Source organism: Algoriphagus namhaensis (genome assembly GCF_042649705.1).
GTDB lineage: Bacteria > Bacteroidota > Bacteroidia > Cytophagales > Cyclobacteriaceae > Algoriphagus > Algoriphagus namhaensis.
On the sequence record NZ_JBHRZS010000007.1, the window covers coordinates 1,714,004 to 1,738,370 of the forward strand.

The 24,367-nt window shown below is 42.3% G+C and carries 26 protein-coding genes; 13 read left to right on the forward strand and 13 right to left on the reverse strand.

The window, feature by feature from the left end; translation table 11 throughout:
- Nucleotides 1-30: 30 nt before the first annotated feature.
- Nucleotides 31-1,212, forward strand: a complete 1,182-nt coding sequence (locus tag ACFOSV_RS15880) for an MFS transporter (protein ID WP_377907024.1) — start codon at nucleotides 31-33, stop codon at nucleotides 1,210-1,212.
- Here the strand turns inward: ACFOSV_RS15880 and ACFOSV_RS15885 are convergent.
- The 5 genes from ACFOSV_RS15885 to ACFOSV_RS15905 form a co-directional block, all read right to left on the reverse strand.
- On the reverse strand, nucleotides 1,206-2,558 hold the full coding sequence (locus tag ACFOSV_RS15885) for a M24 family metallopeptidase (protein WP_377907025.1): 1,353 nt from the start codon (nucleotides 2,556-2,558) through the stop codon (nucleotides 1,206-1,208). The genes ACFOSV_RS15880 and ACFOSV_RS15885 overlap by 7 nt on opposite strands.
- A 635-nt stretch (nucleotides 2,559-3,193) precedes the next feature.
- The gene (locus ACFOSV_RS15890; RefSeq protein ID WP_377907026.1) at nucleotides 3,194-4,543 is read right to left on the reverse strand and encodes an MATE family efflux transporter; all 1,350 of its coding nucleotides are present in this window, start codon (nucleotides 4,541-4,543) and stop codon (nucleotides 3,194-3,196) included.
- A gap of 7 nt (nucleotides 4,544-4,550) precedes the next feature.
- On the reverse strand, nucleotides 4,551-5,093 hold the full coding sequence (locus tag ACFOSV_RS15895; RefSeq protein ID WP_377907027.1) for an NUDIX domain-containing protein: 543 nt from the start codon (nucleotides 5,091-5,093) through the stop codon (nucleotides 4,551-4,553).
- A 53-nt stretch (nucleotides 5,094-5,146) separates the two neighbouring features.
- Nucleotides 5,147-5,629, reverse strand: a complete 483-nt coding sequence (locus ACFOSV_RS15900; protein WP_377907028.1) for an Lrp/AsnC family transcriptional regulator — start codon at nucleotides 5,627-5,629, stop codon at nucleotides 5,147-5,149.
- Between the two features lie 208 nt (nucleotides 5,630-5,837).
- Nucleotides 5,838-7,079, reverse strand: coding sequence for a tol-pal system protein YbgF (locus ACFOSV_RS15905; RefSeq protein WP_377907029.1), 1,242 nt, complete (start codon nucleotides 7,077-7,079; stop codon nucleotides 5,838-5,840).
- 29 nt (nucleotides 7,080-7,108) lie between these two features.
- Here ACFOSV_RS15905 and ACFOSV_RS15910 point away from each other — a divergent pair, with 29 nt between their 5' ends.
- A complete protein-coding gene (locus tag ACFOSV_RS15910) occupies nucleotides 7,109-7,756 on the forward strand; it encodes a sulfate ABC transporter permease (RefSeq protein ID WP_377907030.1) in 648 nt (215 codons plus the stop codon).
- Here the strand turns inward: ACFOSV_RS15910 and ACFOSV_RS15915 are convergent.
- Together ACFOSV_RS15915 and ACFOSV_RS15920 are read right to left on the reverse strand one after the other, a co-directional pair.
- On the reverse strand, nucleotides 7,740-7,895 hold the full coding sequence (locus ACFOSV_RS15915; RefSeq protein WP_377907031.1) for a DUF2256 domain-containing protein: 156 nt from the start codon (nucleotides 7,893-7,895) through the stop codon (nucleotides 7,740-7,742). The two genes, ACFOSV_RS15910 and ACFOSV_RS15915, sit on opposite strands and share 17 nt — an antisense overlap.
- 1 nt (nucleotide 7,896) lies before the next feature.
- Entirely contained in the window at nucleotides 7,897-9,366 is a 1,470-nt protein-coding gene (locus tag ACFOSV_RS15920; RefSeq protein WP_377907032.1) for an FAD-binding domain-containing protein, read from the reverse strand.
- A gap of 39 nt (nucleotides 9,367-9,405) precedes the next feature.
- Here ACFOSV_RS15920 and ACFOSV_RS15925 point away from each other — a divergent pair, with 39 nt between their 5' ends.
- Complete coding sequence (locus tag ACFOSV_RS15925; RefSeq protein ID WP_377907033.1) at nucleotides 9,406-9,690, forward strand: TIGR03643 family protein; 285 nt, start codon at nucleotides 9,406-9,408, stop codon at nucleotides 9,688-9,690.
- 25 nt (nucleotides 9,691-9,715) lie between these two features.
- Here the strand turns inward: ACFOSV_RS15925 and ACFOSV_RS15930 are convergent, their stop codons facing one another.
- The 4 genes from ACFOSV_RS15930 to ACFOSV_RS15945 form a co-directional block, all read right to left on the reverse strand.
- Entirely contained in the window at nucleotides 9,716-10,048 is a 333-nt protein-coding gene (locus ACFOSV_RS15930) for a rhodanese-like domain-containing protein (protein WP_377907034.1), read from the reverse strand.
- Nucleotides 10,049-10,109: 61 nt separating this feature from the next.
- Nucleotides 10,110-10,370 (reverse strand): hypothetical protein, encoded by a 261-nt coding sequence (locus tag ACFOSV_RS15935; protein WP_377907035.1) that lies wholly within the window; start codon nucleotides 10,368-10,370, stop codon nucleotides 10,110-10,112.
- Nucleotides 10,334-11,224, reverse strand: a complete 891-nt coding sequence (locus tag ACFOSV_RS15940; RefSeq protein ID WP_377907036.1) for a sterol desaturase family protein — start codon at nucleotides 11,222-11,224, stop codon at nucleotides 10,334-10,336. The genes ACFOSV_RS15935 and ACFOSV_RS15940 overlap by 37 nt, the downstream gene beginning before the upstream one ends.
- 6 nt (nucleotides 11,225-11,230) lie before the next feature.
- The gene (locus tag ACFOSV_RS15945; protein WP_377907037.1) at nucleotides 11,231-12,031 is read right to left on the reverse strand and encodes a sulfite exporter TauE/SafE family protein; all 801 of its coding nucleotides are present in this window, start codon (nucleotides 12,029-12,031) and stop codon (nucleotides 11,231-11,233) included.
- A gap of 193 nt (nucleotides 12,032-12,224) precedes the next feature.
- On the opposite strand from ACFOSV_RS15945, the gene ACFOSV_RS15950 reads away from it, so the two are divergent.
- A complete protein-coding gene (locus ACFOSV_RS15950; protein WP_377907038.1) occupies nucleotides 12,225-13,028 on the forward strand; it encodes a universal stress protein in 804 nt (267 codons plus the stop codon).
- On the opposite strand, the gene ACFOSV_RS15955 is transcribed toward ACFOSV_RS15950, so the two are convergent.
- Nucleotides 13,029-13,685: a Crp/Fnr family transcriptional regulator gene (locus ACFOSV_RS15955; RefSeq protein WP_377907039.1), complete on the reverse strand. Its 657-nt coding sequence runs from the start codon at nucleotides 13,683-13,685 to the stop codon at nucleotides 13,029-13,031.
- 231 nt (nucleotides 13,686-13,916) lie between these two features.
- Here ACFOSV_RS15955 and ACFOSV_RS15960 point away from each other — a divergent pair, with 231 nt between their 5' ends.
- The 9 genes from ACFOSV_RS15960 to ACFOSV_RS16000 all read left to right on the forward strand — a co-directional run bounded on the left by ACFOSV_RS15960 (nucleotide 13,917) and on the right by ACFOSV_RS16000 (nucleotide 23,905).
- Complete coding sequence (locus tag ACFOSV_RS15960) at nucleotides 13,917-16,334, forward strand: TonB-dependent receptor (RefSeq protein ID WP_377907040.1); 2,418 nt, start codon at nucleotides 13,917-13,919, stop codon at nucleotides 16,332-16,334.
- Nucleotides 16,335-16,530: 196 nt separating this feature from the next.
- Nucleotides 16,531-17,040, forward strand: a complete 510-nt coding sequence (locus ACFOSV_RS15965; RefSeq protein ID WP_377907041.1) for a hypothetical protein — start codon at nucleotides 16,531-16,533, stop codon at nucleotides 17,038-17,040.
- 91 nt (nucleotides 17,041-17,131) lie between these two features.
- Entirely contained in the window at nucleotides 17,132-17,359 is a 228-nt protein-coding gene (locus ACFOSV_RS15970) for a FeoA family protein (RefSeq protein ID WP_377907042.1), read from the forward strand.
- Nucleotides 17,360-17,363: 4 nt separating this feature from the next.
- Entirely contained in the window at nucleotides 17,364-19,493 is a 2,130-nt protein-coding gene (gene feoB / locus ACFOSV_RS15975; RefSeq protein ID WP_377907044.1) for a ferrous iron transport protein B, read from the forward strand.
- Nucleotides 19,494-19,655: 162 nt separating this feature from the next.
- Complete coding sequence (locus ACFOSV_RS15980; RefSeq protein ID WP_377907045.1) at nucleotides 19,656-21,125, forward strand: lipopolysaccharide biosynthesis protein; 1,470 nt, start codon at nucleotides 19,656-19,658, stop codon at nucleotides 21,123-21,125.
- A gap of 404 nt (nucleotides 21,126-21,529) precedes the next feature.
- Nucleotides 21,530-22,450: a universal stress protein gene (locus ACFOSV_RS15985; protein WP_377907046.1), complete on the forward strand. Its 921-nt coding sequence runs from the start codon at nucleotides 21,530-21,532 to the stop codon at nucleotides 22,448-22,450.
- A gap of 78 nt (nucleotides 22,451-22,528) precedes the next feature.
- Nucleotides 22,529-23,077, forward strand: coding sequence for an RNA polymerase sigma factor (locus ACFOSV_RS15990; RefSeq protein ID WP_377907047.1), 549 nt, complete (start codon nucleotides 22,529-22,531; stop codon nucleotides 23,075-23,077).
- Between the two features lie 31 nt (nucleotides 23,078-23,108).
- Nucleotides 23,109-23,465, forward strand: coding sequence for a hypothetical protein (locus tag ACFOSV_RS15995; protein WP_377907048.1), 357 nt, complete (start codon nucleotides 23,109-23,111; stop codon nucleotides 23,463-23,465).
- Nucleotides 23,466-23,476: 11 nt separating this feature from the next.
- Nucleotides 23,477-23,905 (forward strand): hypothetical protein, encoded by a 429-nt coding sequence (locus tag ACFOSV_RS16000; RefSeq protein ID WP_377907049.1) that lies wholly within the window; start codon nucleotides 23,477-23,479, stop codon nucleotides 23,903-23,905.
- A gap of 30 nt (nucleotides 23,906-23,935) precedes the next feature.
- Here ACFOSV_RS16000 and mscL read toward each other — a convergent pair whose 3' ends face one another.
- Nucleotides 23,936-24,352, reverse strand: a complete 417-nt coding sequence (gene mscL / locus ACFOSV_RS16005; protein ID WP_377907050.1) for a large-conductance mechanosensitive channel protein MscL — start codon at nucleotides 24,350-24,352, stop codon at nucleotides 23,936-23,938.
- Nucleotides 24,353-24,367 lie beyond the last annotated feature (15 nt).

Here is a 24,367-nt window from a genome sequence, read left to right on the forward strand (position 1 = left end):
TCGAGTCGGCTTTTTCACTACTTTCGCGCCATGCGTAAGCTCTTACCCTCTTTTTTTACCTTGGATTTTTTCCTGCTTTGTTCGAGCTCCTTTCTCTTTTTCAGCTCCTTTAATATGATTATCCCGGAGCTTCCCTCCTACCTTACCTCACTGGGTGGAGAAGAGTACAAGGGTCTTATTATCGCCTTATTTACCTTGTCAGCAGGTTTATCCCGACCCTTTAGCGGTAAACTCGCAGATAAAATCGGGCGAATCCCCGTGATGATGGTGGGGGCCTCGGTTTGCTTTGTGGTGGGTCTACTCTATCCTATCTTGAGTTTTGTGGGTGGATTTCTTTTTTTACGCTTTATGCATGGGTTTTCTGCTGGCTTTACTCCGACTGGGGCCTCGGCTTATGTTGCCGATATCGTTCCCTTTCAGAAGCGTGGCGAAGCCATGGGTATCCAATCCCTCTTTGGATCCATGGGAATGGCTGCAGGGCCGGCCATTGGAGGCTGGGTAGCCACTTTCTGGCCCATCGATGTATTGTTTTACCTTTCGGCCTTTACCGCTATTTTCTCCATTTTGATCCTATGGAGATTACGCGAGACATTAGAGGATAAAGTTCCGCTGTCGGCAGGTCTTTTTAAGCTAAAACGAGATGAAATCATCGAAAAGCGAGTTCTCGTTCCCTCGGGAATACTCTTCCTGGCTGTCTTTTCTTTTGGGGTGGTATTGACTATTGTACCAGACTTTTCTTCCCATTTGGGGATTCAAAATAAGGGGTTATTTTTCGCAGTATTTACCCTTTCCTCATTGGGAATCCGGCTGATTGCAGGCCGCACTTCGGATCGATATGGTCGGGTGCCGGTGATGCGCGTGGCAAGTTTGACCATGATAGCTGCTATGACTTTGATGGCATTTGCAGAAAGCAAAACCATACTTCTAGCCTCAGGAGTGCTTTTTGGATCGGCAGTGGGAATGTATAGTCCCACCACTGCAGCTTGGGTGGTGGATCTTTCCTTGGATAAGTTTCGCGGACGTGCTTTGGCTACCATGTACATTGCCTTGGAAGGGGGAATAGGTATAGGAGCCATCGTTTCGGGTTACTTATTTGCCAATAATCCTGAGAACTTCCGCTTGGTATTCCTTAGCAGTGCAGCAACCGCCGGATTGGCTTTTGTTGCCCTGATTTTTGTAAAGCGTGATCGTAAGGCTACCAACCCTCAATAGCCTAGGTAGTTGCTAACTCTTGGAATAGCCAAAATAGATTTCTGACGGCCATTGTAATACACCACCTTTTCGCCATTGAAAAAAGCTCCTTCCTCGAGCATGATTCTCACGTCCTTCTTCCACTCCTCCACATAAACTACAGCATTGAGCTCTATGGCGTATCCGGTGTTCTTGTGAAGGGGAAAATCACCTGCTCCCGGTGTATCTCCCTGATTGTCCCACATGCCTATGGTAGGGCCAGCCGAATGACCATAGAAGCCCAGCGGATGAGTATAGATGCTTCCTCGGATGCCTTCGGATTCCATTTGTTTTCGCGCTTCGCGCAAAATTTCATTTCCTGTCCGTCCAGTGATATAGTTTTGGGTGAGAATATCTTGAAGTCTATTGCCTACTTTCAAAGCCTCCTGAAGGTAAGCAGGCACTTCTGTCTCCCCTGCCTTTAGTACATAGGCTAATTGCTGGGTATCAGTATTCAGTCTGAGATATTTGATCCCAAAATCAATATGGAGCAAGTCTCCTGGCATAATGACCATTTCCGAAGGCCGTACAGCAAAAGAGCGCTGAGCTTCTTTGGAATCAGGATCTGGCCGCTGAATATCTACTGTCGGATGAAACCAAGTGTCCAGCTTCATTTCCTTGATTTTTTCTCTGTACCACCAGACCACATCTTCCGTGGTCGTCACACCAGGGGTAATGACCCGCTCAGAGAGTCCTTCCGCGATGATGTAATGGGCCAACTCCTGAATATGCTTGTAGGTGGCCATCTCCGCAGCAGTACGGGTCTCCAGCCATCTCACGGCAAGGGTTTGTGCTGACACCACAGTGTTATTCAAACCAGAAGGAAGGTAGTTCATGAAATCATCAAACTCATTCTTGGTCAATCCATCCGCATGTCCATAATCTTTGGCATAGTTGAGTCCTATTTTCGTGGGGTTTTTGGACGCGATTAGCTCCATCAACGCAGCCCACTGATCGGGCTGGACTTCAGGATCCCAGGCTCTTTTAAATGACTTGCCCACATCGTAGCGAGCAATGGCATAGGTTTCTACTTCGGCACCAGGGCCAGGCTGATACATCACAAGGATTGTTCGGCGACGAGCAGCATGCCAGGTAGCAGGCAGTAGGGTGCGAATCACCGGATCCTCATTGTATTCGCGTGAAATCACCACCCACATATCTATTCCTGTCTCTGTCATCAGTTCGGGCAAAAGATGATCGATCCGATCCTCTAGCCAGGAATCAATGACAGCGGCTTGCTCCCGCTGGCTCAAAACAGCCAGATCTTGGGCAAAAGCAGGGATAAAAAAGAGGTAAAGAAGAAGCGAAAGGAAAATTTTCTGAAGCATATTCATTCGTTTAGATCCTGAAGATATACTTTTTCTTTGGGTGAAAAAGTGTTTTTCACCAGGTACTAGTCAATTTTGTATTCCACTTAATTTAATGAGAAGTCAATGCTAGAAATGATTTGTGGATTGTTGAATTTCAGAATGGCCTTGGATTTTTATTTGGAAATTGGAATGATGTTAATCTGTTGTTTTTCGACAGGAAGGGCAATTAGGATGTGAAAATAGCTTTACCAAAACTGAAACAACGTGGCCTTAACCTCTTCCTTTTCGATCCTTTTCAGAGGTTTTCGAATTGGTTTTTCTTTGATACTTTTGAAGACCAAAAGTATCCAAAAGTCTTGGCCCCGTTCTTTTCTTTCCGCTGGTAGCATTTTCTCTGTCCATATAATTAGTGCAAAGCGGAATTTTGTTCTGCTTTGCCACCCTAAAAATGACTGGGTCTCTCTCGATACCTCGTGAGCCAAGTCATTTTCTTTACGGGTTTGCAAAGCACAACAAAACCGAAAATTCCGAAGGGCCCATTAACCTCAAAATTCTAGTTTATTTGAACACTTGACTTAGTCTAACGGTAGTTCATTGCTTTTCATGGTTTTCATTTCAACGAGCTTTTTAAACAAGATGCCAGTTCCTTTAATTCAGGACAATTGGTTTTGAGCGTCAATTCTGCGCTGACTGAGTTTTCGAAAACGAACGAAAAGCAAAATAGCTGTAAAGCTCAACCCTATCAATAAACCGTACCAAATGCCTTTTTCAGCGAAGCCAAACTCAAAAGCCAGGAGATACCCAAAAGGAAGCCCGAAAACCCAATAGGCCATAAGGGTAACAATGGTGGGCACTTTGACGTCCTCCATCCCACGCAGTACTCCCAGTCCCACGACCTGCGCCCCATCCGAAAGCTGAAATAAGCCAGCAATAATCAACAGCGAAGCAGCCAAACTCACCACCTCAGGATCAGAGATGTAAAAAGTAGGCAGAATATAGCGACCTAGGAAGAATATGATGGCAGTCATGGACATAAAGGCTAAAACCATTTTGTACACCATCATCCCTGCGTCCTGCATGGTATGCATATCCCCTTTTCCGATCTGATTTCCTACGCGAATCATCCCGGCTGTGGAAAGTCCCGTAGCCATCATATAGCTAATGGCGGCAAGATTCAAGGCAATTTGATGAGCTGCGAGTGCATTTACTCCTATCCATCCCATCATCACAGCAGCTGCGCTAAATGCACTTACCTCAAAAATGTACTGGAAACCAGTAGGCACACCAATATTCATGATTTTGGAATAAAGCAACTTAGACATTCCAGATAGTCGAAGGCTCAAATTGAAAAGTTTATATCTTTTCGATCTCAAAACATAAACTCCCATCAAAATAGGCATCAGAATTCTTGAGATGAGCGTAGCATATCCAGCTCCCATCAAGCCTAGTTCTGGGAATCCCAAGGTTCCAAAAATCAATACCCAATTAAGGAATACATTGACCAAATTACAGAAGATAGTGATATACATCGCCTGTTTGGTTTGAGATAGGCCTTCGGCAAATTGCTTGAAAGTTTGAAAAATCATAAATGGAAAAAGCGACGCAGTAATTACCCATAAATATGGAATGGCTTCCACCACCACCTCTTCTGGCTGATCCAGAGAATACAGCACCTCTCCTAGCCCGATTAAGATCACAGTGAGAAGAATACTAAATCCTACATTTACCCATAAACTATGCTGAAAAAGACGGCTGATTCGTTTGGTCTTCCCTTTCCCATCAGCCATGGATACCAAGGGAGTAATACCCATGCTGATCCCCATTCCAAACATCAACACAACAAAAAATATACTATTGGCCAGCGCGGAGGCAGCCAAAGGAACAGCCCCTAGTCGCCCCACCATCATGGAATCTGCCACGCCTACCATCACCTGACCAAGCTGACTAAGCATGACCGGAGCGGCCAAGTTAAAAGTGATTTGTAAATGCTCTTTTGACGTCATGAGAGACTTATAATCCTAGAATTCTTCCTGCCTTGAGTAGGCCTGCGATACTGAGGGAATCTGTTATTTCGCCTAACATCACCATATCAATAGCTTTCGAAAGCGGCAATCGCTTGATCGCCAAAACCTCGGTTTCTTCAAATTCGGTTTCCCCTTCTTCCAAATCTTCTGCAAGGTAAACCCAACCCACTTCGTCGGTGACGGAGTTTGACGTATGAATTTTTAGGATTTCCGTCCATTTTTTGGCGGTAAAGCCGGTTTCTTCTTTGAGTTCACGCTTTGCACTTTCCAGACGATCAGCAGAATTTGGCCCTCCGCCCATTGGGATCTCCCAACTGTATTCATCTAGTGTGTAGCGATATTGACCTATCAGCCAAGTATCTCCATTTTCTGCCAGTGGAATGATCGCCATGGCCCTATTTTTAAAATGAACCTTGCCATAAATCCCAGGTTTGCCCGCAGGATTTAACACCTGATGCTCCTCTAATCGGATCCATGGGTTGTCGTAAATAGTTTGGATGGATTTGGTTTCCCAAGGGTTTACACTCATAGCTTCAAAAAAAAAGGGTGACTTTCGCCACCCTCATATGTGAATATTTTCGATTACATCGGGATCGGCAATACTTTAGAATCCTTGAAAGTAGATAAAATTACCATGGATTGCATAGAGTCCACTTCTTTGATTTCAGATACTTTTTCTAGCATCAACTTCTGATATGCGGTGATATCTTTTGCAATGATCTTTAGGATAAAATCACCAGAACCTGTGATGTGATGACATTCGATCACTTCAGCGATTCCATTGATCTCTTTCATAAAGGCATCGATATTCGCTTTGTTGTGACCTATCAAACTCACCAAAACAAATGTACTCACGCCAAGCCCAATCTTCTCAGGATCTAATTTCGCGTGATAACTTTTTATAATTCCTGACTGCTCAAGCTTCTTTACTCGCTCTAAAGTCGGGGCTGGAGAAAGGCCTATATCCTTGGAAAGCTGTGCGTTTGTAATCTTGGCGTTAGCCTGAAGAATCTCAAGAATTCCTCTATCAATCTTGTCAAATTTAATTCTTACGCTATTATCCATGATTCTTGAATTTACAAAATTTTATGTCGTGCAAATTTAATATAATTAAGGAATGTTTTAAAGCCTTTCTTTCGAATAAAGAAAAGAAATTCAAAACTTTCTTATGATTTCGGGTGATTTTGACAAAGAAATAAATGAAAGTTCTTAGTCCTCAAGCGAAAATTCAAATAATCTCTTGTTTGAAAAAATAAGAACGCAGAAAATCAGTTTAAAGTTTATTCTTTTTTATAAAATCCCTGGCCTCTTGGTGAGCAGGGTGTTTTCGCTTAGCGTACTTTTTTACTTTTTTGAAGTATTCCTTTGCCAGCTTCTTATTTCCCGCTGCTGTTTCCATCTTTCCTAACTGCACGAGTGAGAACAAATAATAGCCGCTTTCTTGGGACTCCGACTCTTCTCCGTAGGAAATCGTTTTGAGATAATATTCCTTTGCTTTTTTCGGATCTCTGACCCGATCATAATACTGAGCGATGAAAAAAGCGGCATACCGTCCACTGTTGGATTCATAACCTTCTTGCTTGGCATCTATCCGTTCCAATATTTGAAATGACTCGCTGACCGATTCAGTCCATCGCCCTACGGTATACAAATGACGAGCATACGAACGATGGAAATAAGGATTATTGGGGAATTGACCATGCAAGTATTCAGAGATCCTCAAGGCATCATAGGGCCTTTTCTCCTCCGAGGCATAAAGTCTAAATAGAAAATACATGGCCTCGATTCGGGTGTAAAATGCATTACTGGCCACCTCCTCCAATTGAGTAAGACCTAGCTCTTTGCTACCGGCAGGAAAAAGTGCCATAACAGGCCTGAGCAGCGGATAATTTTCAGGAATCCACACTGAGAAGTAATTGAATAAAGCATCTCCCAAAAGCAACTCCGGGTTAAACTCCGCTTCCCCTCTACTCAAATCCATGTATTTCAAAGCATTCCTTCCAGCAAAGGCCGCTTTGGTCCAGCTCCTTCGTTCACTATATAATCTACCTTGAAAGCCATAGCCAGCTGCAAGAAAAAAAGCCGCTTCCTTGTTGGTTTCATCTTCGTCGAACATTCGCTGAGCCTTGTCGGTGGCACGCTCAAGGTATCTTAAAAAGATCTTGTCATATCGTTCATTAGTCACGTCCACCTCTATCCTCCACCAATAGCCCAAGGCCATTAAAAAATCCGGCAGCGGATGATCGGGGTACTGATAACCAATTACGCCAAAATCTCGCTCCGCTTTCGCAAAGTCGAAATCATACATACTATTGATCGCCGCTGTGATTCTAAACTGCAGCCCCTTATCGAGCAATAAATAGTTTGACGGGTTTGCATTGAAGGGAATCGAATCGGCTTCTTGAGCAAAGCCCGTAGTGGCTATAGCAAGCCATAAAGTCAAAATCGTTCCTATTTTTTTCAATCGCATGAATTTGGATTCCAAGGCCACAAAATTATAGGTATTCTCAAACATTCTTTAGCTTTGAAATATATTCCTTGCACATGGCACTACCTCTTTCTTCAGATGCACAACGCTTAAAAGAAATAATAGATTTCGATAAACGGGTTTATTTTTTCATTCTAGTATTTCTTTTTCTGCTAATCCGGTATTTCACAGATGTTTTGATCATTGATGCTATTCCAGATTCGGAAAGGCTCAAGGCTGAAGGCAGTTTCACCTTTTTCTACATTTTCAATGCCCTTAATTATATCTGGACGCCCATAGCTCTGCTTTGGAAATTTACTGTGATCGCCTTTCTATTTTGGTTTGGGGCATTTATGCTGGGTTACAAAGTTTCTTATAGAGAGCTTTGGCAATTTGCCTTGGTCGCAGAAGTTGTATTTCTTTTTCCCGAATTGATCAGGCTGCTGTTATACATCGATCCGAGTGCCGGTGTTACCTATCAGGAAATCGAGGAATTCCGGGCGCTTTCACTGCTTTCTCTTTTGGGAGCCGAAAATGTCGCACAACAATATCGCTATGCTCTGGCCACAATTAATGTATTTGAGATTTTGTATGGCATCCTTTGGATGTACGGCTTTCACATGATTAGCCGTCGCAGTTTAGGAGCTTCGGCTATCGTCGTCATCGTTTCATACTTTATTCCTTTGGTAATCTGGCTAGCTTGGTATATCATGGCTTATCGCTAGGCCTATTGCTCTTGGCGGCTGAGGCGCATCGCTTGGAGCAATACTTGACATTTTCCCAGTCACGCTCCCATTTCTTTCTCCAAGAAAAAGGTCTCTGGCAAACCACACAGGTTTTTTGAGGCAGGTTTTGTTTTTTCATCTTACGCCCAACGATTTGGTAAGGTATGCTTGGCTAAAATCCGCCTAGCTTCCGCCTGCACTTCGGAGTCTTTCTGGATTTTCCAGATATAATCCCGGGCAGCTTTGGAAGATTTCTCAAAGTCTACAATAGGTTTGGGGTAGTCTTTCCCCAAATAAAACTGATACATCTCTTGCTCCATGGGGGAAATTTTCCAAGGTTCATGAATAATGCTTGAAGGTAATTTGGCGAGTTCTGGAACCCACATTTTAATAAAATGCGCATCCGGGTCATGGTCCTGAGATTGCTTTATGGGATTGTAAATCCTCACCGTATTGATTCCCGTCACACCAGCTTGCATCTGAAGCTGAGGATAATGAATCCCCGGTTCAAAATCCAAAAACATTCGAGCCAAGTGATCAGACCCAAACTTCCAATGCTGTCCGAGCTGGTGGGTCAGGAAAGAGACCACCATAGCACGCATCCTAAAATTCAGATACCCGGTCTCCCGCAAACAGCGCATGCAGGCATCCACGAGAGGATATCCAGTCATTCCATTTTCCCAAGCCACGATGAATTCAAGTTTTTTAGCTGTTTCGAAGTGATGAAATCCCCGATTAATAGATTCAAATTCCATTCTTGACTCCATCTCAAATTTCTGGATAAAGTGGCAATGCCAGCGTAGTCGGGCAATGAAATTAGTAAAGTTTCTAACCTGGAATTTATCTTTTTGACCTTTCGAAGCTGCCTGATAAACTTGGCGAATGGAAAGACAGCCCCATGCCAAATAGGGAGACAATCGACTGCAGCTTTTTCGACTTTCTGTGGGTTTACTGATATGACGATTGTAATTCTTCACTCTGTCCGAGCAAAAAGAATCTAGGTATCGATAAGCCAGGGACTCTCCCCCTTTTTGCATTTTTGGATTTGGCTCATTCAGTTGGTACACTAATTCACCCAAAGTAAATCGACTCTCAAGATCAGGTGGACATTTTGCCCAAGTGGCAGCGTTCAAATCCGGATTGGCCAATGGTGATTTAGCATAAGCAAACCAAGCTTCCCTCCATCCCGATCTGTTTTTTCTTCCCCGCTGTACCCCTTGCTGAGGAAATTCATGCCATGGAATTCGGTTTTTTTTCATAAAATCCTTCACCCAAAGATCCCTTTGAAAAGTGATACCTATCCCTGTTTCTTGATGGGAATATAGACCTTGAATATCAAAACTTTCAACAAGTGCCGGCAGGAGTTCCGAAAGCTCAGCTTTCAGTTTCAAAACCGCAGAACCGTAGGCCTTCAAGCGTGTATCCATATCCGCCAAGCTCTCCCATACAAAGCGGACGTGTCTTGTAGAGCTTTGTGGAGCTGCCATCAAAGACGGCTCGAAAACATAGCACAAAAGAATAGGAAAACCTGCCTCTATTGCCGCTTTCAAAGGGGCATGATCATTCAGTCGTAGATCTCTCTTTAGCCAGACAATTGATATTTTTTGCACAAAAGCTAAACCTTCATACCTCCTCAAAGTTTTCTAGATGTGAAAATTGAAAAGACATTTACTGACGAAGAAATAAATCGCATTGTGGAAATGGCCTGGGAAGACCGAACACCATTTGATGCAATAGAAGCTCAGTTTGGAATTCCCGAGAAGGAGGTAATCAAAATCATGCGTCGAAATATGAAAGAAAGCTCTTTCAAAATGTGGCGTAAACGTGTACAAGGCAGAAACACGAAGCACGAAAAAAAATCAGGGGATGAAGTGAACCGTTTCAAATCAAAAATGCAGCGGTCTATTGCGCTAAATAAGATTAGTAAGAGATAAGAAACGGCTCAGAAATTTCTGCTCGTCAGGCCGTTTCAAAAGGCCAAGACATAATGCCGCCTTTAAGATTGGTAACTTTTTCAAATCCCATATCAGCCATAATGCTGCACGCCTGACCACTTCTGGATCCGCTTCTGCAATACAGATAATAAGACTTATCCCTTGGGAGATTTTCTATACTCTTTTTAAAAGATCCCATGACATTGATATTTCTTGCTCCGGGTATCTTTTCAGAGGCAAATTCACCAGGCATTCTGACATCAATAATTACCGCGTCAGCCCCTTTCATTCCTGCTAGAAAATCTTGAGCATTTAAGTCTTGGTATTTTTTTGGAGTGCTTTTGAAGAAATTAAACATAGCTTCTATTTTTTCTTTAAAAGTAAGCTAGCTATGAGTCCTCTTCAGTACTTTTTGTCACTTAGTGAGTCCGCTTCGCCGAGTAATCTTTGAGTTTGATCACCAAAATAAAAATCGCTAAAAACCAGGGTGCGCCATGAAATAAAAAGTCAAACCAATCCATTGCCTGCATTCCATTTGCCCCACCAAAAACCCATTTCAATTTACCCCAAAAATGTGGTTCCGGCGTGAATGGAGCTAGTCCTAGCGTGAGACAAAGTAAGGCCACGGTCTTCCAATTGGTGACTAGTGCTTGAGTGATTTGTGATTTTTTCTGCTCCATGGATAAGTAATTTGCGCCCAAAATGTAGTTGGAAATTCCTCGTCATGATCAAACCCAAGGGGTTCATCCTTGCCAGAATTTGGAATATATGCTGATCCAAAGATGTAATCCCACACACTGAGGGTAATCCCAAAATTCACTCCATAGCTACCTTCAGGAAGCTTTTTGGCATGATGCCAAGTATGCATTACAGGGTTATTGAGCAAATATTTAAATGGGCCGTAGGTGATTTTGACATTGGCATGATTCAAATGCCCAATGAGAATGGTGAAAATATGAAGTAAAATAAAATCATCCAGCCCAAAACCAATCATCGCCAAGGGAATATATTGCAAGGACTTGTACACGATGGTTTCCATCCAGTGATAGCGTAAATGCGCTGCAAAACCCATCTGATGAACCGAGTGATGTACCTTATGAAATTCCCATAACCAAGGCACACGATGAAGCAAGCGATGTACATTCCACTGAATAAAATCTGCTACCACTAGCATCAATAAAAGCTGGAAAGCAACTGGCCAAGAATTCACTTCTATTGCTACTAGATTAGTAATTCCGAAGAGGCCAAGAAAGTCATTGAAGAGCTCTACTCCTACATTGGAAATAGCATTGTACCCTACTAGGGAGAAAAGGAAAAAGTTGAAAAACATGTAAAATCCATCCAACCAGAAATCCTCTCGGAAAAATGGTCTATCCTTTCTCCAAGGAAAAAGAATTTCTAAAGACCAGACCAAAAGCGATAAGCCAATCAACCAGTAGAAGTAATTGCCCCAAGAAGGGTATAAAACTTCTGATTTCAGATACTCCCAGTATCCATAATAGCCATTAACGAATGTTTGAAAATATTTCTCCATACAGTATTACAACAACTCTTTTCCCAAAATGTATATCGCCATGATTACAACAAACCATCCAAACCCTTTTTTCAGAACTTTGTCATTGATTTTTTTCGAAAGCGCACTTCCTATAAAAATCCCGACAATAGACAGGGCCGTGAATGATAGTAAAAGCGTCCAATCTATGGTTTGAGTTCCCAAATCACCTAGAAATCCGATCAAAGATTTGGCCGAGATAATCAGTAAGGAAGTACCCACTGCCATTTTCATAGGAAGCTTGGCGAGAAGTACCAATGCTGGAATAATCAAAAAGCCCCCTCCAGCTCCTACAATCCCTGTCAAGACTCCAACCAAAGAACCTTCCAGAGCTATCATAGGGAAATTGAACTTTACTTTACTTGATTCTTCCTCCTTCGTCTCTTTCTTTCCTTTAATCATGGAATAAGAGGCTGCAAGCATGATCAGGGCGAAAAACACCATGATACCTGTGTTTTTAGAAACCTCCAATCCCTGTATAGAAATAAGTGGGTCCGGTAAAGCAGGAACCAAATACATTCGCGTCAAAAAGACGGCGATAAATGAGGGAACAGCAAAAACGACCGCGGTCTTATAATCGACCAACTGTTTTTTCATGTAAGTAAATGAGCCGATTAAAGAAGTACTGCCCACCACAAAAAGGGAATAAGCAGTAGCTAAAACCGGCTCCACTCCAAGAATATAAACTAAAACGGGTACAGTGAGGATCGATCCTCCTCCGCCGATAAGGCCTAGACTAATTCCGATAACTATAGCGGCAGCAAAGCCAATGATAAATAAACTATCCATTTTTTTCTTATTCGTTGATGGTACAAAGGTAGCTTCACACCATCTGGAGAGGAGTGACTTTTGTCACTTCACGAAAAGCAAAGTTAGGGATATGTTGAGGCAAATTTATCCTTTGTGAAATATGGGGCAGAACCCTGATGAACAGTTCGATTTCTAAAATATAAAGCGTATTTTGAATTAAAATTAGCACACTATGAAAATTCTAGTCCCTATCGATTTTTCTCAAGATGCTGAAAAAGCTCTTGAATATGCGATCACCTTAGCCCAAAGAAAATCAGGCGAAATTGAACTGATTCATGTCATCGAATTAGTATATGATTTCGCTTCTCAAGCAGCCTTGGCACTGGATGGGATGCATCAAGATGCCAATAGAATTTTGGGAGAGCTAGTGACCAAGTACTCGGGAAGTGGCGTAGAAATGAGTTATGCTATCAAGGAGGGAACAGCCTCGATTACAGCTGCCAAATATGCCCAAGAAATCGATGCTAAGCTCATCGTGATGGGAACCAAAGGCGCCAGTGGGTTGATGAAATTTGCCATGGGATCCACCACCGTAAGTCTGCTCAAGGAATCTGAAGTTCCTGTCTTGGTGGTACCAAGAGAAGCAAATCTAACTCAGATCAAGGGACTGACTCTCGCACTTGAATTTTCAGACCATGAAAAGAAATTTGTTGATTGGGTCGTAGATATATCTCAAAACTGGGATATGGAGCTTTCGTTCTTACATATTCAACACAGCCCAAGTTTCAAAGATGAATTAGCTTGCTTTGGTCTAAATGCTTTTTTGGAAAAGAATTTTTCTGGAAAGAACTTCAAATGCATTACCCGCAAGGCCGAATCACCCAGCGCTGGACTGAATGCCTATCTTGAAGACCAGCCCAATACCATTTTAGTCGTCTGCCACGAGCACAAAAACTTCTGGAATCAACTGACCAAACGAAGTGAGTCTATTGATCTGGCTTACACAGCAAAAACTCCTGTTTTGGTTTTAATTTGATTATTTGGAAATAAGCTCCTCAAAATCATCCCGAATGTAAATCACATTCCGGCCGAGTTCGATCCAGCGTTTCTTCTCGAGTTGCTTGAGTAGTCTAGAAATCACCTCGCGCGATGTCCCTAGTTCAGTTGCGATTTCCTGATGGGTAATATGAAGTTCATTTGTTTTACCCTGCTTCATTCGAGTCACGATATACTGCATGAGTCGCTGATCCATCCGCTTAAAAGCTACTGCATCTAAAGCAGCAAGCATTTCATTAAATCGCGTTTGATAAGTAGTTGACACAAAGTCTTTCCACTGTTTAAACTCACTCGTCCATTCTTCATGGCTTTCGATTGGAATAGCAATGATAGTAGTCTTTTCCTCCACAACGGCTTTGATCTCGCTAGGCTTTGAGGCGGTACAGCAAGTGAGTGAAAGCGCACAGGTCTCTCCTGGATCTAAATAGTATAGAAAAAGTTCTTTCCCATCTTCGTCCATTCGAAGTACTTTGATGTAACCGTCCAGAACCACCGGAACCATTTTTACATATTTCCCAGGTTCCATTAAGACATCGCCAGGATTGAGTTGATGGATCTTTCCTTTAGCTAAAATTTCCCGAAGCAATTCAGGGTCAGTAAAAAAGGGTAAGGCTGATTGAAGTTCGTCTAAAGTCATGGATGTGGTACGCTTATTCCTGTGTGCAATATTGAAAAAAAATCTGAAGTCCTCCCTTGAATCTTATAAAATCCTATCCAATCCGACTGAAACTGAATGAATGGGTTTTAGCTCCCGATTTGATTATTTCTTACCTTTCTTCCCGAATTTAGGGAAGTTCACAAAAAGAGCTTTTTCGGGTAGAAGCATTCCGCTAGCTTTGAAACTAATACTTGAGACTGCATCTACTCTATGATCTTAAAAAAGCTTTTAGCTCTTTCATTTCTTTTTTTCAGCCTCTCAGCCTTTGCTCAAAAAATCAAGATTGTTGATGAAGACAATGGCTTGCCTTTGGAAGGCGTTTTGGTTTTTGGAGCCAACCCACAAATCAGTCAAATTTCAGATGCTCAGGGCAACATAGATTTCGAGCCATTTACTGAGGAAGAGATCGTTTACTTTCAGATTTTTGGGCACCAAAGTGCTTCATTTACCCCTGCTCAAATCAAGGCCAAAAATTATCTTATCAAGCTAGAGCCGAGTCTCATTCAGATGGATCAGGCAGTGGTATCAGCCAATCGTTGGAGACAAAACGACCACGATATCGCCAGCAAAATCCGGGTGCTTTCTAAAGATCAATTGACACTTGAAAATCCATCCACCACCGCTGACTGGCTGGGAGGTTCTGGGGAAGTTTTTATTCAAAAAAGCCAACAGGGAGGCGGAAGCCCAATGATTCGTGGCTTTTCTGCAAACCGATTACTTTATGCTGTAGATGGTGTGAGGATGAATACAGCCATTTTTAGAAGTGGAAATCTTCATAACGTCATTTCCCTTGATCCTTTTTCCCTTCAAAACACTGAAGTACTTTTTGGCCCAGGGTCCGTGATGTACGGGAGTGATGCGATTGGTGGAGTCATGTCTTTTGAGACCCTATCGCCAAAATTCTCGACTAGCGAAAAAACCCATTGGAAGGGCTCAATTTATAGCCGTGTAGCTAGTGCCAATAAGGAGCGCCTGATCCATGCGGATATAGCAGCAGAGTTGGAAAAATGGGCCTTTCTCAGCAGCATCACTCATATCAGCTTTGGAGACCTCAAAATGGGCTCCAATGGACCCGATGACTACCTTCGACCGACTTATCAGGCAAGAGTAAATGGTGCAGATCAGATTTTTGAAAATAGCGATGACCGAGTCCAGCGATTTAGCGGATACGATCAATTGAACCTAATGCAAAAGGTAAGATTCAAAGCGAGTGAAAAAGTCAGCCTCGATTATGGCTTTCATTATAGTGCATCCACTGATATTCCACGATACGACAGATTAATCCAAGGTAGCTCAGACAACCTCCGTTTTGGTCGATGGGATTATGGCCCACAAGTCTGGATGATGAATACTCTGGGAGTAAGTTTTGATAATCAATCTGCCATTTTCGATCAAGCAAAAATTCGACTTGCTCATCAATATTTCGAAGAAAGCCGCATTTCGAGACGCTTTGGATCCAGCAATGAAGCCAATCGAGCCGAGCAAGTAAATGCTTTATCCGTCAATGCAGATTTTATCAAAAGTCTGGTTGGAGAGGATTTTATCAGCTATGGAGCTGAGATAGTCAGCAATAAAGTGGAATCTGAGGGCTTCAATAGAAATATTGACACAAATGCTCAGAGCGATGAATCCTCACGCTATCCAGACTCCGATTGGTTTTCGGCAGCGGTCTATGGTACCTATCACCGGCAATTTTCATCCCGATGGAAATTGCAGGCGGGTCTTCGCTACAACTTCACTTCTCTTGAAGCCGATTTTACTGATAACCTCCCCTTCTTCCCGCTACCATTCGATCAATCGCAATCGGATTTTGTAGCTTTGACTGGAAGTTTGGGTTTGATCTATGCACCTATAAAAGGACTCACCTTTTCTCCGGTTTTTTCCACTGGATTTCGTGCACCTAACGTGGATGATATTGGAAAGATTTTCGACTCTGAGCCCGGTACAGTTTTGGTCCCAAATCCGGACATAGCACCCGAATACGCTTACAATTGGGAGCTCAATATTAGTGGTCGGGTAAACGAGAGACTTAAGTTTGAGCTTACAGGCTTTTATACTTTGCTAAACAACGCTCTGGTAAGAAGATCCTTCACACTGAATGGAGAATCTGAAATCATTTATGACGGCGAGCTAAGCGATGTCTTGGCCATTCAAAATGCCGCCTCAGCGGAAGTCTATGGAATTCAGGCTGGGTTTGAGTTTTCAATCAATAAACACCTCCTCTTCACGACTAGATACAATTGGCAAAAAGGAACCGAAGAACTAGATGACGAAAGCACAAGCCCTTCAAGACATGCGGCCCCAGCTTTTGGGTTGACGAAACTCACCTTTGCGAAGGGCAAATGGAAAGCTGAATTGGTCGGTCAATATTCAGCCCAGATCGATTTTGAAAATCTACCTCTTGAGGAAAAAGGTAAGCCAGACATTTATGCCGCGGATGAAAATGGAAATCCCTATTCCCCAGACTGGTTTATAGTATCCATCAGGAGTACTTTTGATCTCAGTGATGTGATCCAGATCTCAGGAGGTGTAGAAAATATAAGCGATCGGCGGTATCGCGCCTACAGTTCAGGAATTTCTGGAGCGGGTCGTAATTTCACTCTAGGGCTTAGAGCTCGCTTTGATTAAAAAATTCTACAATTCATTTCTAATTATCAACCATTTATCCAGAAATGAGTTAAACAAAGTATCTGGATTTCACGCTATGGCCTCAATTTTCAAAAAAGCTTTTTTCTCTATTTCTCTCTTCATCCTCGTTGCACTAATCCCGTTAAGCTGCGGGGTTATATGCGATGATTCGTGTGGCTGCGGCCCAACTTTCGAAGTGAAAGATTTCAATATTACTGAAATGGAGGCGCTGACTCTTGTTGGTCAAGGTCAACAAGTCACTCCAAGTGGTACTTACCCATTTGACGAAGTAGTTAAAGGTATCCGGATTAAAAGTTTTCAAACTATCGCTGTCACAGAACCTATGAGTACAGCTGGAATTCTTGGGGTAGCTTTTGCTTGCAGTCCGCCTCCCCCTCAGTCGGCGTCAAACCTAGCCGATGTTAAGATTATTAATTTAAAAGAGATCACATTACCAACCGGGGAAACTCTCAAGATTGGCGATGATATCAGTTCCTACTTTGGAATGAATTACTACTTTGCAGAAGGTACAAGACCTATCCCAGAGTTTTTGGAAGGTACTCTAGAACTCTTTGCTGATGATTTTTTCAAATTAGCTTGGGTCCAGAATCCAGTGTCTGAGCTTAACTTAGTCTTCACGATAAGAGTGCAATTGGAGTCTGGATTGGAGTTTTCCTTGACCGACGAAATCTTGAATATTCGCTAGTTTAAATAACATTCTCGTAAATCTTTTCGTAATTCTTTAGATTCAATCTAAATAGTATTATTTTTGCGAAGAATTTAACGGGAGAAGCCACATGCCAATTACAGCCGATCAATTAAAACCTCAGACATCAGGTATCATAGAAGAGGTAAGCAACTCCCCGTTGAAGATCAATTTAATGGAGCTGGGTTTTTTGCCGGGCAAAACAATCACGCTCTCCTATGTGGCACCGTTTAATGGACCTCTTGCCTTTTTGCTAGAAGGAACATTGCTCGCCTTGCGAAAATCTGAAGCAGCACTCATTCAAATCCAACCTGCCTGATTCCATGGCTGAAGCTCTATCCACCCTTCAACGTACGTTAAAAATTGCCATAATCGGGAATCCGAATGTAGGCAAGTCCACCATCTTCAATCATCTTACTGGACTGAGTCAAAAGATTGGCAACTATCCCGGAGTAACGGTGGATAAGAAGTCCGGTAGTATGAATTATAAAGGAAATCAATATGAAATTATTGATTTACCTGGCACCTATAGTTTATTCCCAAATTCAGAGGATGAAATCATCGCACATCGGGTTTTAAATCATCTCGGTGAAAGCGAAAAGCCGGATTACGTCCTCATGGTGATAGACTCCACCCAACTTTCCCGAGGACTGTTTTTGGCTACTCAACTCATTGACTTGGGCTTGAAACTCGCTTTGGTTTTGAATATGTCTGACCTTGCAGGTAAACAAAACATCAAGATCAAAACCTTCGATATTTTTAAGTCACTAGGAGTGCCAATTCTGACGACCGATGCTCGCAGTGCATCAGGACTGGAAGCAATCAAAGATTTGATCCATGATCAAAATTTTGGAGGGAAAGAGGAATTTATTTCAATCGAAGAAATTGTACCAGAATCAATCCTAGGTGAAGTAAAGGAGCGATTTTCTTTCAATAATTCGTACCAAGCCTACCAAATGCTGCGTTTTGCCTCCAAGGATAAAACGATCTCCAAGGCAGATCAAAATTGGCTTGCAGAGCATATAAAATCGAATAATTTTAGTCTAGAGGAGGCGCAACTTTTGGAAACAAAAATGCGATACGCCAAGATTTCAAAACTTGTCGAGAGCGCTGTTCAAAAAGAGCCCACAGGAATCAAATCTACCTCCAAGCTAGATTCGGTTTTCCTTCATCCTGTATTTGGATATGCGATTTTTGGGCTGATTTTGCTCCTCATTTTCCAAGCAATTTTCGCCTGGGCTTCCGTGCCCATGGATTTGATTGATGGATTTTTCGCTCAGTTGAGTGGATGGGTAGCAGGGGGTTTACCAGAAGGACCTCTGAGTTCACTGATCGCCGAAGGTTTGATTCCGGGGATTGGAGGAGTAGTGATTTTTATCCCACAAATCGCCATGCTCTTTGGCTTTCTGGCCATCCTGGAGGATACTGGATATATGTCTCGAGTGGTATTCCTGATGGATCGATGGATGAGACCTTTTGGCCTCCATGGTAAAAGTATTGTTCCGTTGGTATCTGGAGTGGCATGTGCCATCCCCGGAGTAATGGCAGCTAGAAATATTGGAAACTGGAAGGAGAAAATCATTACCATTTTGGTAACTCCTCTGATGAGTTGCTCGGCAAGATTGCCTGTTTACATTATTTTAATTGGACTCACTGTTCCAGATGATAATATTTTTGGCATCATCAATCTACAGGCCCTTACATTACTCTGTCTTTATTTATTGGGGATTTTGGGTGTTTTGGTGACTGCATTTGCACTCAAGCAGATTCTAAAAAGTGATGAAAAAAGCTTTCTCATGGTAGAATTGCCATCATTCAAGACCCCAAGATGGAAGGATGTAGTCTTCACCATGTACAATAAGTCCCGAACCTTCGTAGTGGAGGCTGGAAAAGTGATTTTGGCGATCTCCATTATCCTGTGGGTTCTCGCCTCCTATGGTCCCTCCTCTCGAATGGATTCAATCAGACAAGAAGGTGAGATGAGGCTGGCCAGTGCCACGGAAGCTGAAGCTGCTCAAATCCAAGCAGAAACCAGCTCTAAATTGATAGAAAATTCATACATCGGGATCATGGGAAGAGCCATCGAACCTGTGATCAAGCCTCTTGGTTACGACTGGAAAATAGGGATAGCATTGATCACTTCCTTCGCAGCTAGAGAAGTGTTTGTGTCCACAATTGCCACCATTTATAGTATAGAGGGAGATGTAGAGGATGATCTTACCATCCGGGAGAAACTTGCTCAGCAGACCTATCCTGACACAGGAGAAAAAGTTTATACCCGAGCAACTGCCTTCTCGTTGATGGTGTTTTATGTTTTTGCCATGCAGTGTATGAGTACTCTGGCTGTGGTGTATAGAGAAACCAAGGGCTGGAAATGGCCGATTATACAAACAGTTTATATGACTAGTTTGGCATATTTATTAGCTTTAGTCACCTATCAAATTTTCTCCTAAAATGTGGCAAGAACTAATCGTAGATTTTTTACTTATCGCGGCCAGTGCATACCTAGGCCGTAAATTTTTCTTTAGCCCTAAATCACAGCCAGGCTGTGATAAGTGCGCTAAGCCTTAATTTGGGGAAATTCAATATCCCATTTTTTTCATACTTTTAGTTTCATGGGCAAAATCGCCAAGCAAAGCATTCAAACCAGCCTGTATTCCTATGTGGGAGTGGTCATTGGTTTTTTCAATGTGCTGTGGCTTTATCCATATGCTTTTGATCCCTCAGAGTTAGGAATTTTCCGTACAATCCAAGATTTGGGATTGTTGTTTGTCCCTTTTGCGCAGCTAGGTCTTGGCCATGGTATTACCCGATATTTTCCTCGACTCAAGGATAATCAATCTGCCTTCCTAAGTTATAGTCTGCTCATTTCTTTGGTGGGTTTTGCTGCAGTTGCGCTTATGTTTTTTGGGTTTAAATCCCAGATCATAGCTCTCTTTGCGGTGAATTCTCCGGAGATTATTGATTTTCTAGGAGTCGTATTACTGATCACCTTATTTGCATTACTCAACAGCATCCTTGATGCTTATAGTCGCTCTTACATCAAAGTAGCCGTACCTACCTTTTTCCGAGAAGTCTTTTTGCGACTATTAACCTCCGTTCTAGTTGCTTTCTACCTGCTGCAATGGATCAGCTTTGATCAGGTAATGCTAGGGCTCGCCTTGGTCTATCTTTCCGCCTTGGTAGGTATGTTGGTATATTTAATTTGGCTGGGCGTTCTAAAATTTGATCTCAGTTGGCAAAGCTTCCCATCTGGGTTTAGAAGTTCCTTCGTGAAATTCAGCTTGGTAACTTTCCTAGGAACCGCTGCTTCCACGCTAATCATGAAAATAGATAGCATTATGGTGACTTCCATGATCAGTCTAGAAGCAAATGCCGTCTACACTATCGCATTTAGTATGGCATTGGTGATAGAGATGCCCAGAAGAGCGATTTCTCAAGTGGTGATGCCTGTTATAGCAGATCATTTTGCCAATAAAGAACATAGTCCGATCGACCAATTATACAAGCAGGTGGCCAAGCGACAGTTTTATGTTTGCCTGCTCCTTTTCTTGTTGATTGTTACCAATCTGGATAGCATTTACCATTTCATTCCAAATAGAGAAATCTATGAGGCAGGTAGAAATGTGGTGATTTTGATTGGGTTAGGTAAATTGATTGACGTGGTCTTCTCGGCCAATTCTGAAATTTTAGTCTTTTCGAAATACTACAAATTCAACCTATTCCTGACCGTTGTCATGAGTGGATTGATCATTTTATTCAATTTCCTTCTCATTCCGATTTATGGGATTGAAGGGGCAGCTGGAGCCTCAGTGCTGGTAATTCTCCTTTTCAACTTGATGAAATTTTCGTTTCTGAAATACAGATTAGGCTTCAATCCTTTCTCTTGGGAAATTTTCAGAATTGCTATAGCAGGCTTGTTCTCCGGGGTTTACTCACTCGATTTCGGCATGAGCCCATTGGTAAGTATTGTAGTGAATTCCTTATTTGTCTTAGCAAAATTTGGCTTTATGTCCATGCTCTTGGAAGTGGGGCATGAAGAATGGAATTGGATACAGAAAAAAATAAAAAAGTCCGGATCTTAGAGTGTTACAAACCTCCTTATAGACAAGATTTGAGCTGCCTTGAAACCGCAAACTTCCACTGTTATCCTGCTTTTTGAGCGAGGTCCTGATCCCGATAGCTATCGGTACAGGATGAGGCCTGTTTTTGGAGAGGGCTTCACTCGGTATTTTGTTAAATTGTGAAGTTTGAACATGTCGACGACCCGGACATGACAAATATACGAGTATAATCTGATGGGGTTCAAGATTTGGGCAGGGATTTAAATTTTATGTCCTGAGCTTTTTATAACCCGAAGAAACTGGTAAATTCTCAAACAATGGCCAAACGAATAAATAAACTGCCGAGCCCCATAAAAATAGCCTCGAAAGAAAAGATGCTTTCGTCTAATCCCTTTATCTTTGTTGAAAATTTTTAGCTCCAAGAAATGTACTTAATCAAAAAGTTAATTGTTTGTCTAGACCAGACTGAGCTGGATCATACCCTCATTGAATTTGCCTCTTACATTTCCTCGGTTAATCAGACAAAAAAAATCTACTTCGTTAATGTAATCCGAAATCTATCCATTCCTAAAGAGGTCTTGGAAGAATTTCCAAATCTAGTAGACGACATGATTTCTGAGCGCAAAAAAGCCATGAAATCGCAGGTGGATAAAAGCTTTCGAGGCAATGAAAAGGTGAGCTTGAACTTCGTGGTGCGTGAAGGCTCCCTCTCCAAAAAAATATTGAAGTTGGCAGAAGAAAAATCTGCAGACATGATCCTCATTGGGAGAAAAGTAAAACTTCCTGGTACTGGGGTAGCCGCTTTACGACTCGCTAGGCGGGCTAGCTGCTCGCTTTTGATAGTACCTGAAGGCGCTAAACCAAAAGTAGATAAAGTACTGGTGCCCAGCGACTTTTCTGATTACTCCAAAGATGCCTTGGAAGAGGCAATCATTATTGCCAAGAAACACGGAAGCACCAAAATCATTTGCCAAAATGTCTTTCATGTGCCCAATGGCTACCATTTTACAGGAAAGACTTACGAGGAGTTTGCTGCAGTAATGCTTAAGAACGCGAAAAATAATTTCGCTAAATTCATCAAAAAGATAGATACTCAAGGCATATCCATCACCCCTATTTATACTCAGGATGAGGATGAAGATCCTGTACAGGATATTGTGGATAAGGCCATGGAAGAGCAGGTGGATGGAATCATCATTGGAGCCAAAGGTAGAACGGCTGCAACGGCACTTTTCATTGGGAGCATGGCCGAAAGGCTCATCCAAGTCAATGACAGCCTACCTCTCTTAGTGACCCGACCAAAGGGCAAGAATGCCGGAATCCTAGATTATTTGCTCGAGATTTAATCCTGCTGGCAAAGAGTCCTTTGAACTAGTTTGCAAGGCAGAGTAAACCTTTGAAGGCAAACCAAGTCTAAGCAAACAATGACTAAATTTGGCGATCAGGAAATTCTAAACCTCATAAATCACCCTTCGACTCGCGAAAAAGGATTCAGACAACTCATTGTGACGCATCAAGAGCGGGTCTATCATTTGATTCGACGGATGGTCATTATCCATGAGGACGCAGACGACTTGACTCAAAACACCTTTATTAAGGCATTCAAGTACATTCATAAATTTGAGGGGCAATCAAGCCTTTTTACTTGGCTCTACAGGATCGCCACGAATGAGGCCCTTTCTTTTTTAGAGAAAAAGAAAAAAAGATTCTTCCTGCCGATAGATGATTATAATGAAACCCTAGCCAATTACTTGGATCATGGAATTCAATTTACCGGTGATGAAATCCAGCAGAAACTCCAAAAGGCATTATTAACCTTGCCGGATAAGCAACGATTGGTCTTTCATCTCAAATATCAGGAGGATCTCTCCTATCAGGAGATTTCAGAAATCACCAAAACCAGTGTAGGTTCGCTCAAGGCGAGTTACCATCACGCAGTCAAGAAAATCGAACAATATCTAGGAGAAGATTAAACCCAAGGCCTAAATTCAAGTCTAAAAGAAAATGAAACAATTGCCAAAAATAAAAGATTTCAAAGCTCCGGAAGGATATTTTGAGCATCTGCCAGACCAGATTATGGCTAGACGATCCAGCCGTCCCGTCATTCCAATTTGGTCTCGATATGCTGCCGCAGCGATGGTAATATTATCTTTAGGAATATGGGTTCTGACCCAACCAGAAACGACGACTGACCCTTATCTGGCGCTTGATTCAGAAGTGAATCTTTATATTGAAAGCCAATATTGGACAGCTGAAGATATTTTGAGCCTCACAGATGATTCAGGTGTTATTCTTGAAGAAATCATTGAGGAAGAAACGGTATTTGGGAATGAAGAATGGATAGACGACCCCTTATTTTGATGCAGCATTTCATGAAAAAAATTATACTTCTTTTATTCTTTGGGCTCTTTTCGCTATCGGTTTTAGCGCAAAGACCCGGAAGACCCGATCGCGAACAATTGGAAGCCGCCAGAATCGCCTTTATCACCACACGATTGGATTTGAGTCCAGATCAGGCACAAAAGTTCTGGCCTATTTTCAATGAATTTAATAATCAAAGGAATTCTAAGCTTCGAGAAATTGCTGGGTTATCGAATGATGGATCTGATCTTTCTGATCAAGAGGCTAAAGCTCTGATCAAGAAACGATTTGACATCCAAAAGACTATGATCGAAGACGAAATCGTATTTGTAGAGAAGGCATCTTCAGTGTTGAGCTACAACCAGATTTTAAAATTGAATCAAATTAACAAAGATTTTACACGCCAAATGTTCCAAAGGCAAAGGCGTGGAAATAACTAAAAAAAGAGCGGCAAGCCGCTCTTTTTTCATTTAGTCCTTTTTCAAAAGGTCTCGAATTTCTTCGAGTAAAACTTCTGATTTTGGAGGTGCAGGGGGTGCTGCTGGCTTTTCTTCCTCTTTCTTTTTCGTGCTGTTGATTCCTTTGATAGCTAAGAAAATCACGAAGGCTACGATCACGAAATCCACGATATTCTGAATAAACAGGCCGTAATTCATCGTTACGGCAGCGATGGTCTCTCCGGCAGCATCGACTTCTTCGGGTTTCAACTCGAGGGACAAATCCTGGAAATTTACCCCTCCTAGGAGAATTCCTATTGGTGGCATCAAAATATCCTTGACAAAAGATGCTACGATCTTTCCAAATGCAGCACCTATGATCACCGCGACTGCTAGATCAATGACATTACCTTTGACGGCAAATTCTTTAAACTCTTTCAACATTCCCATATGCTATTGGTTGAG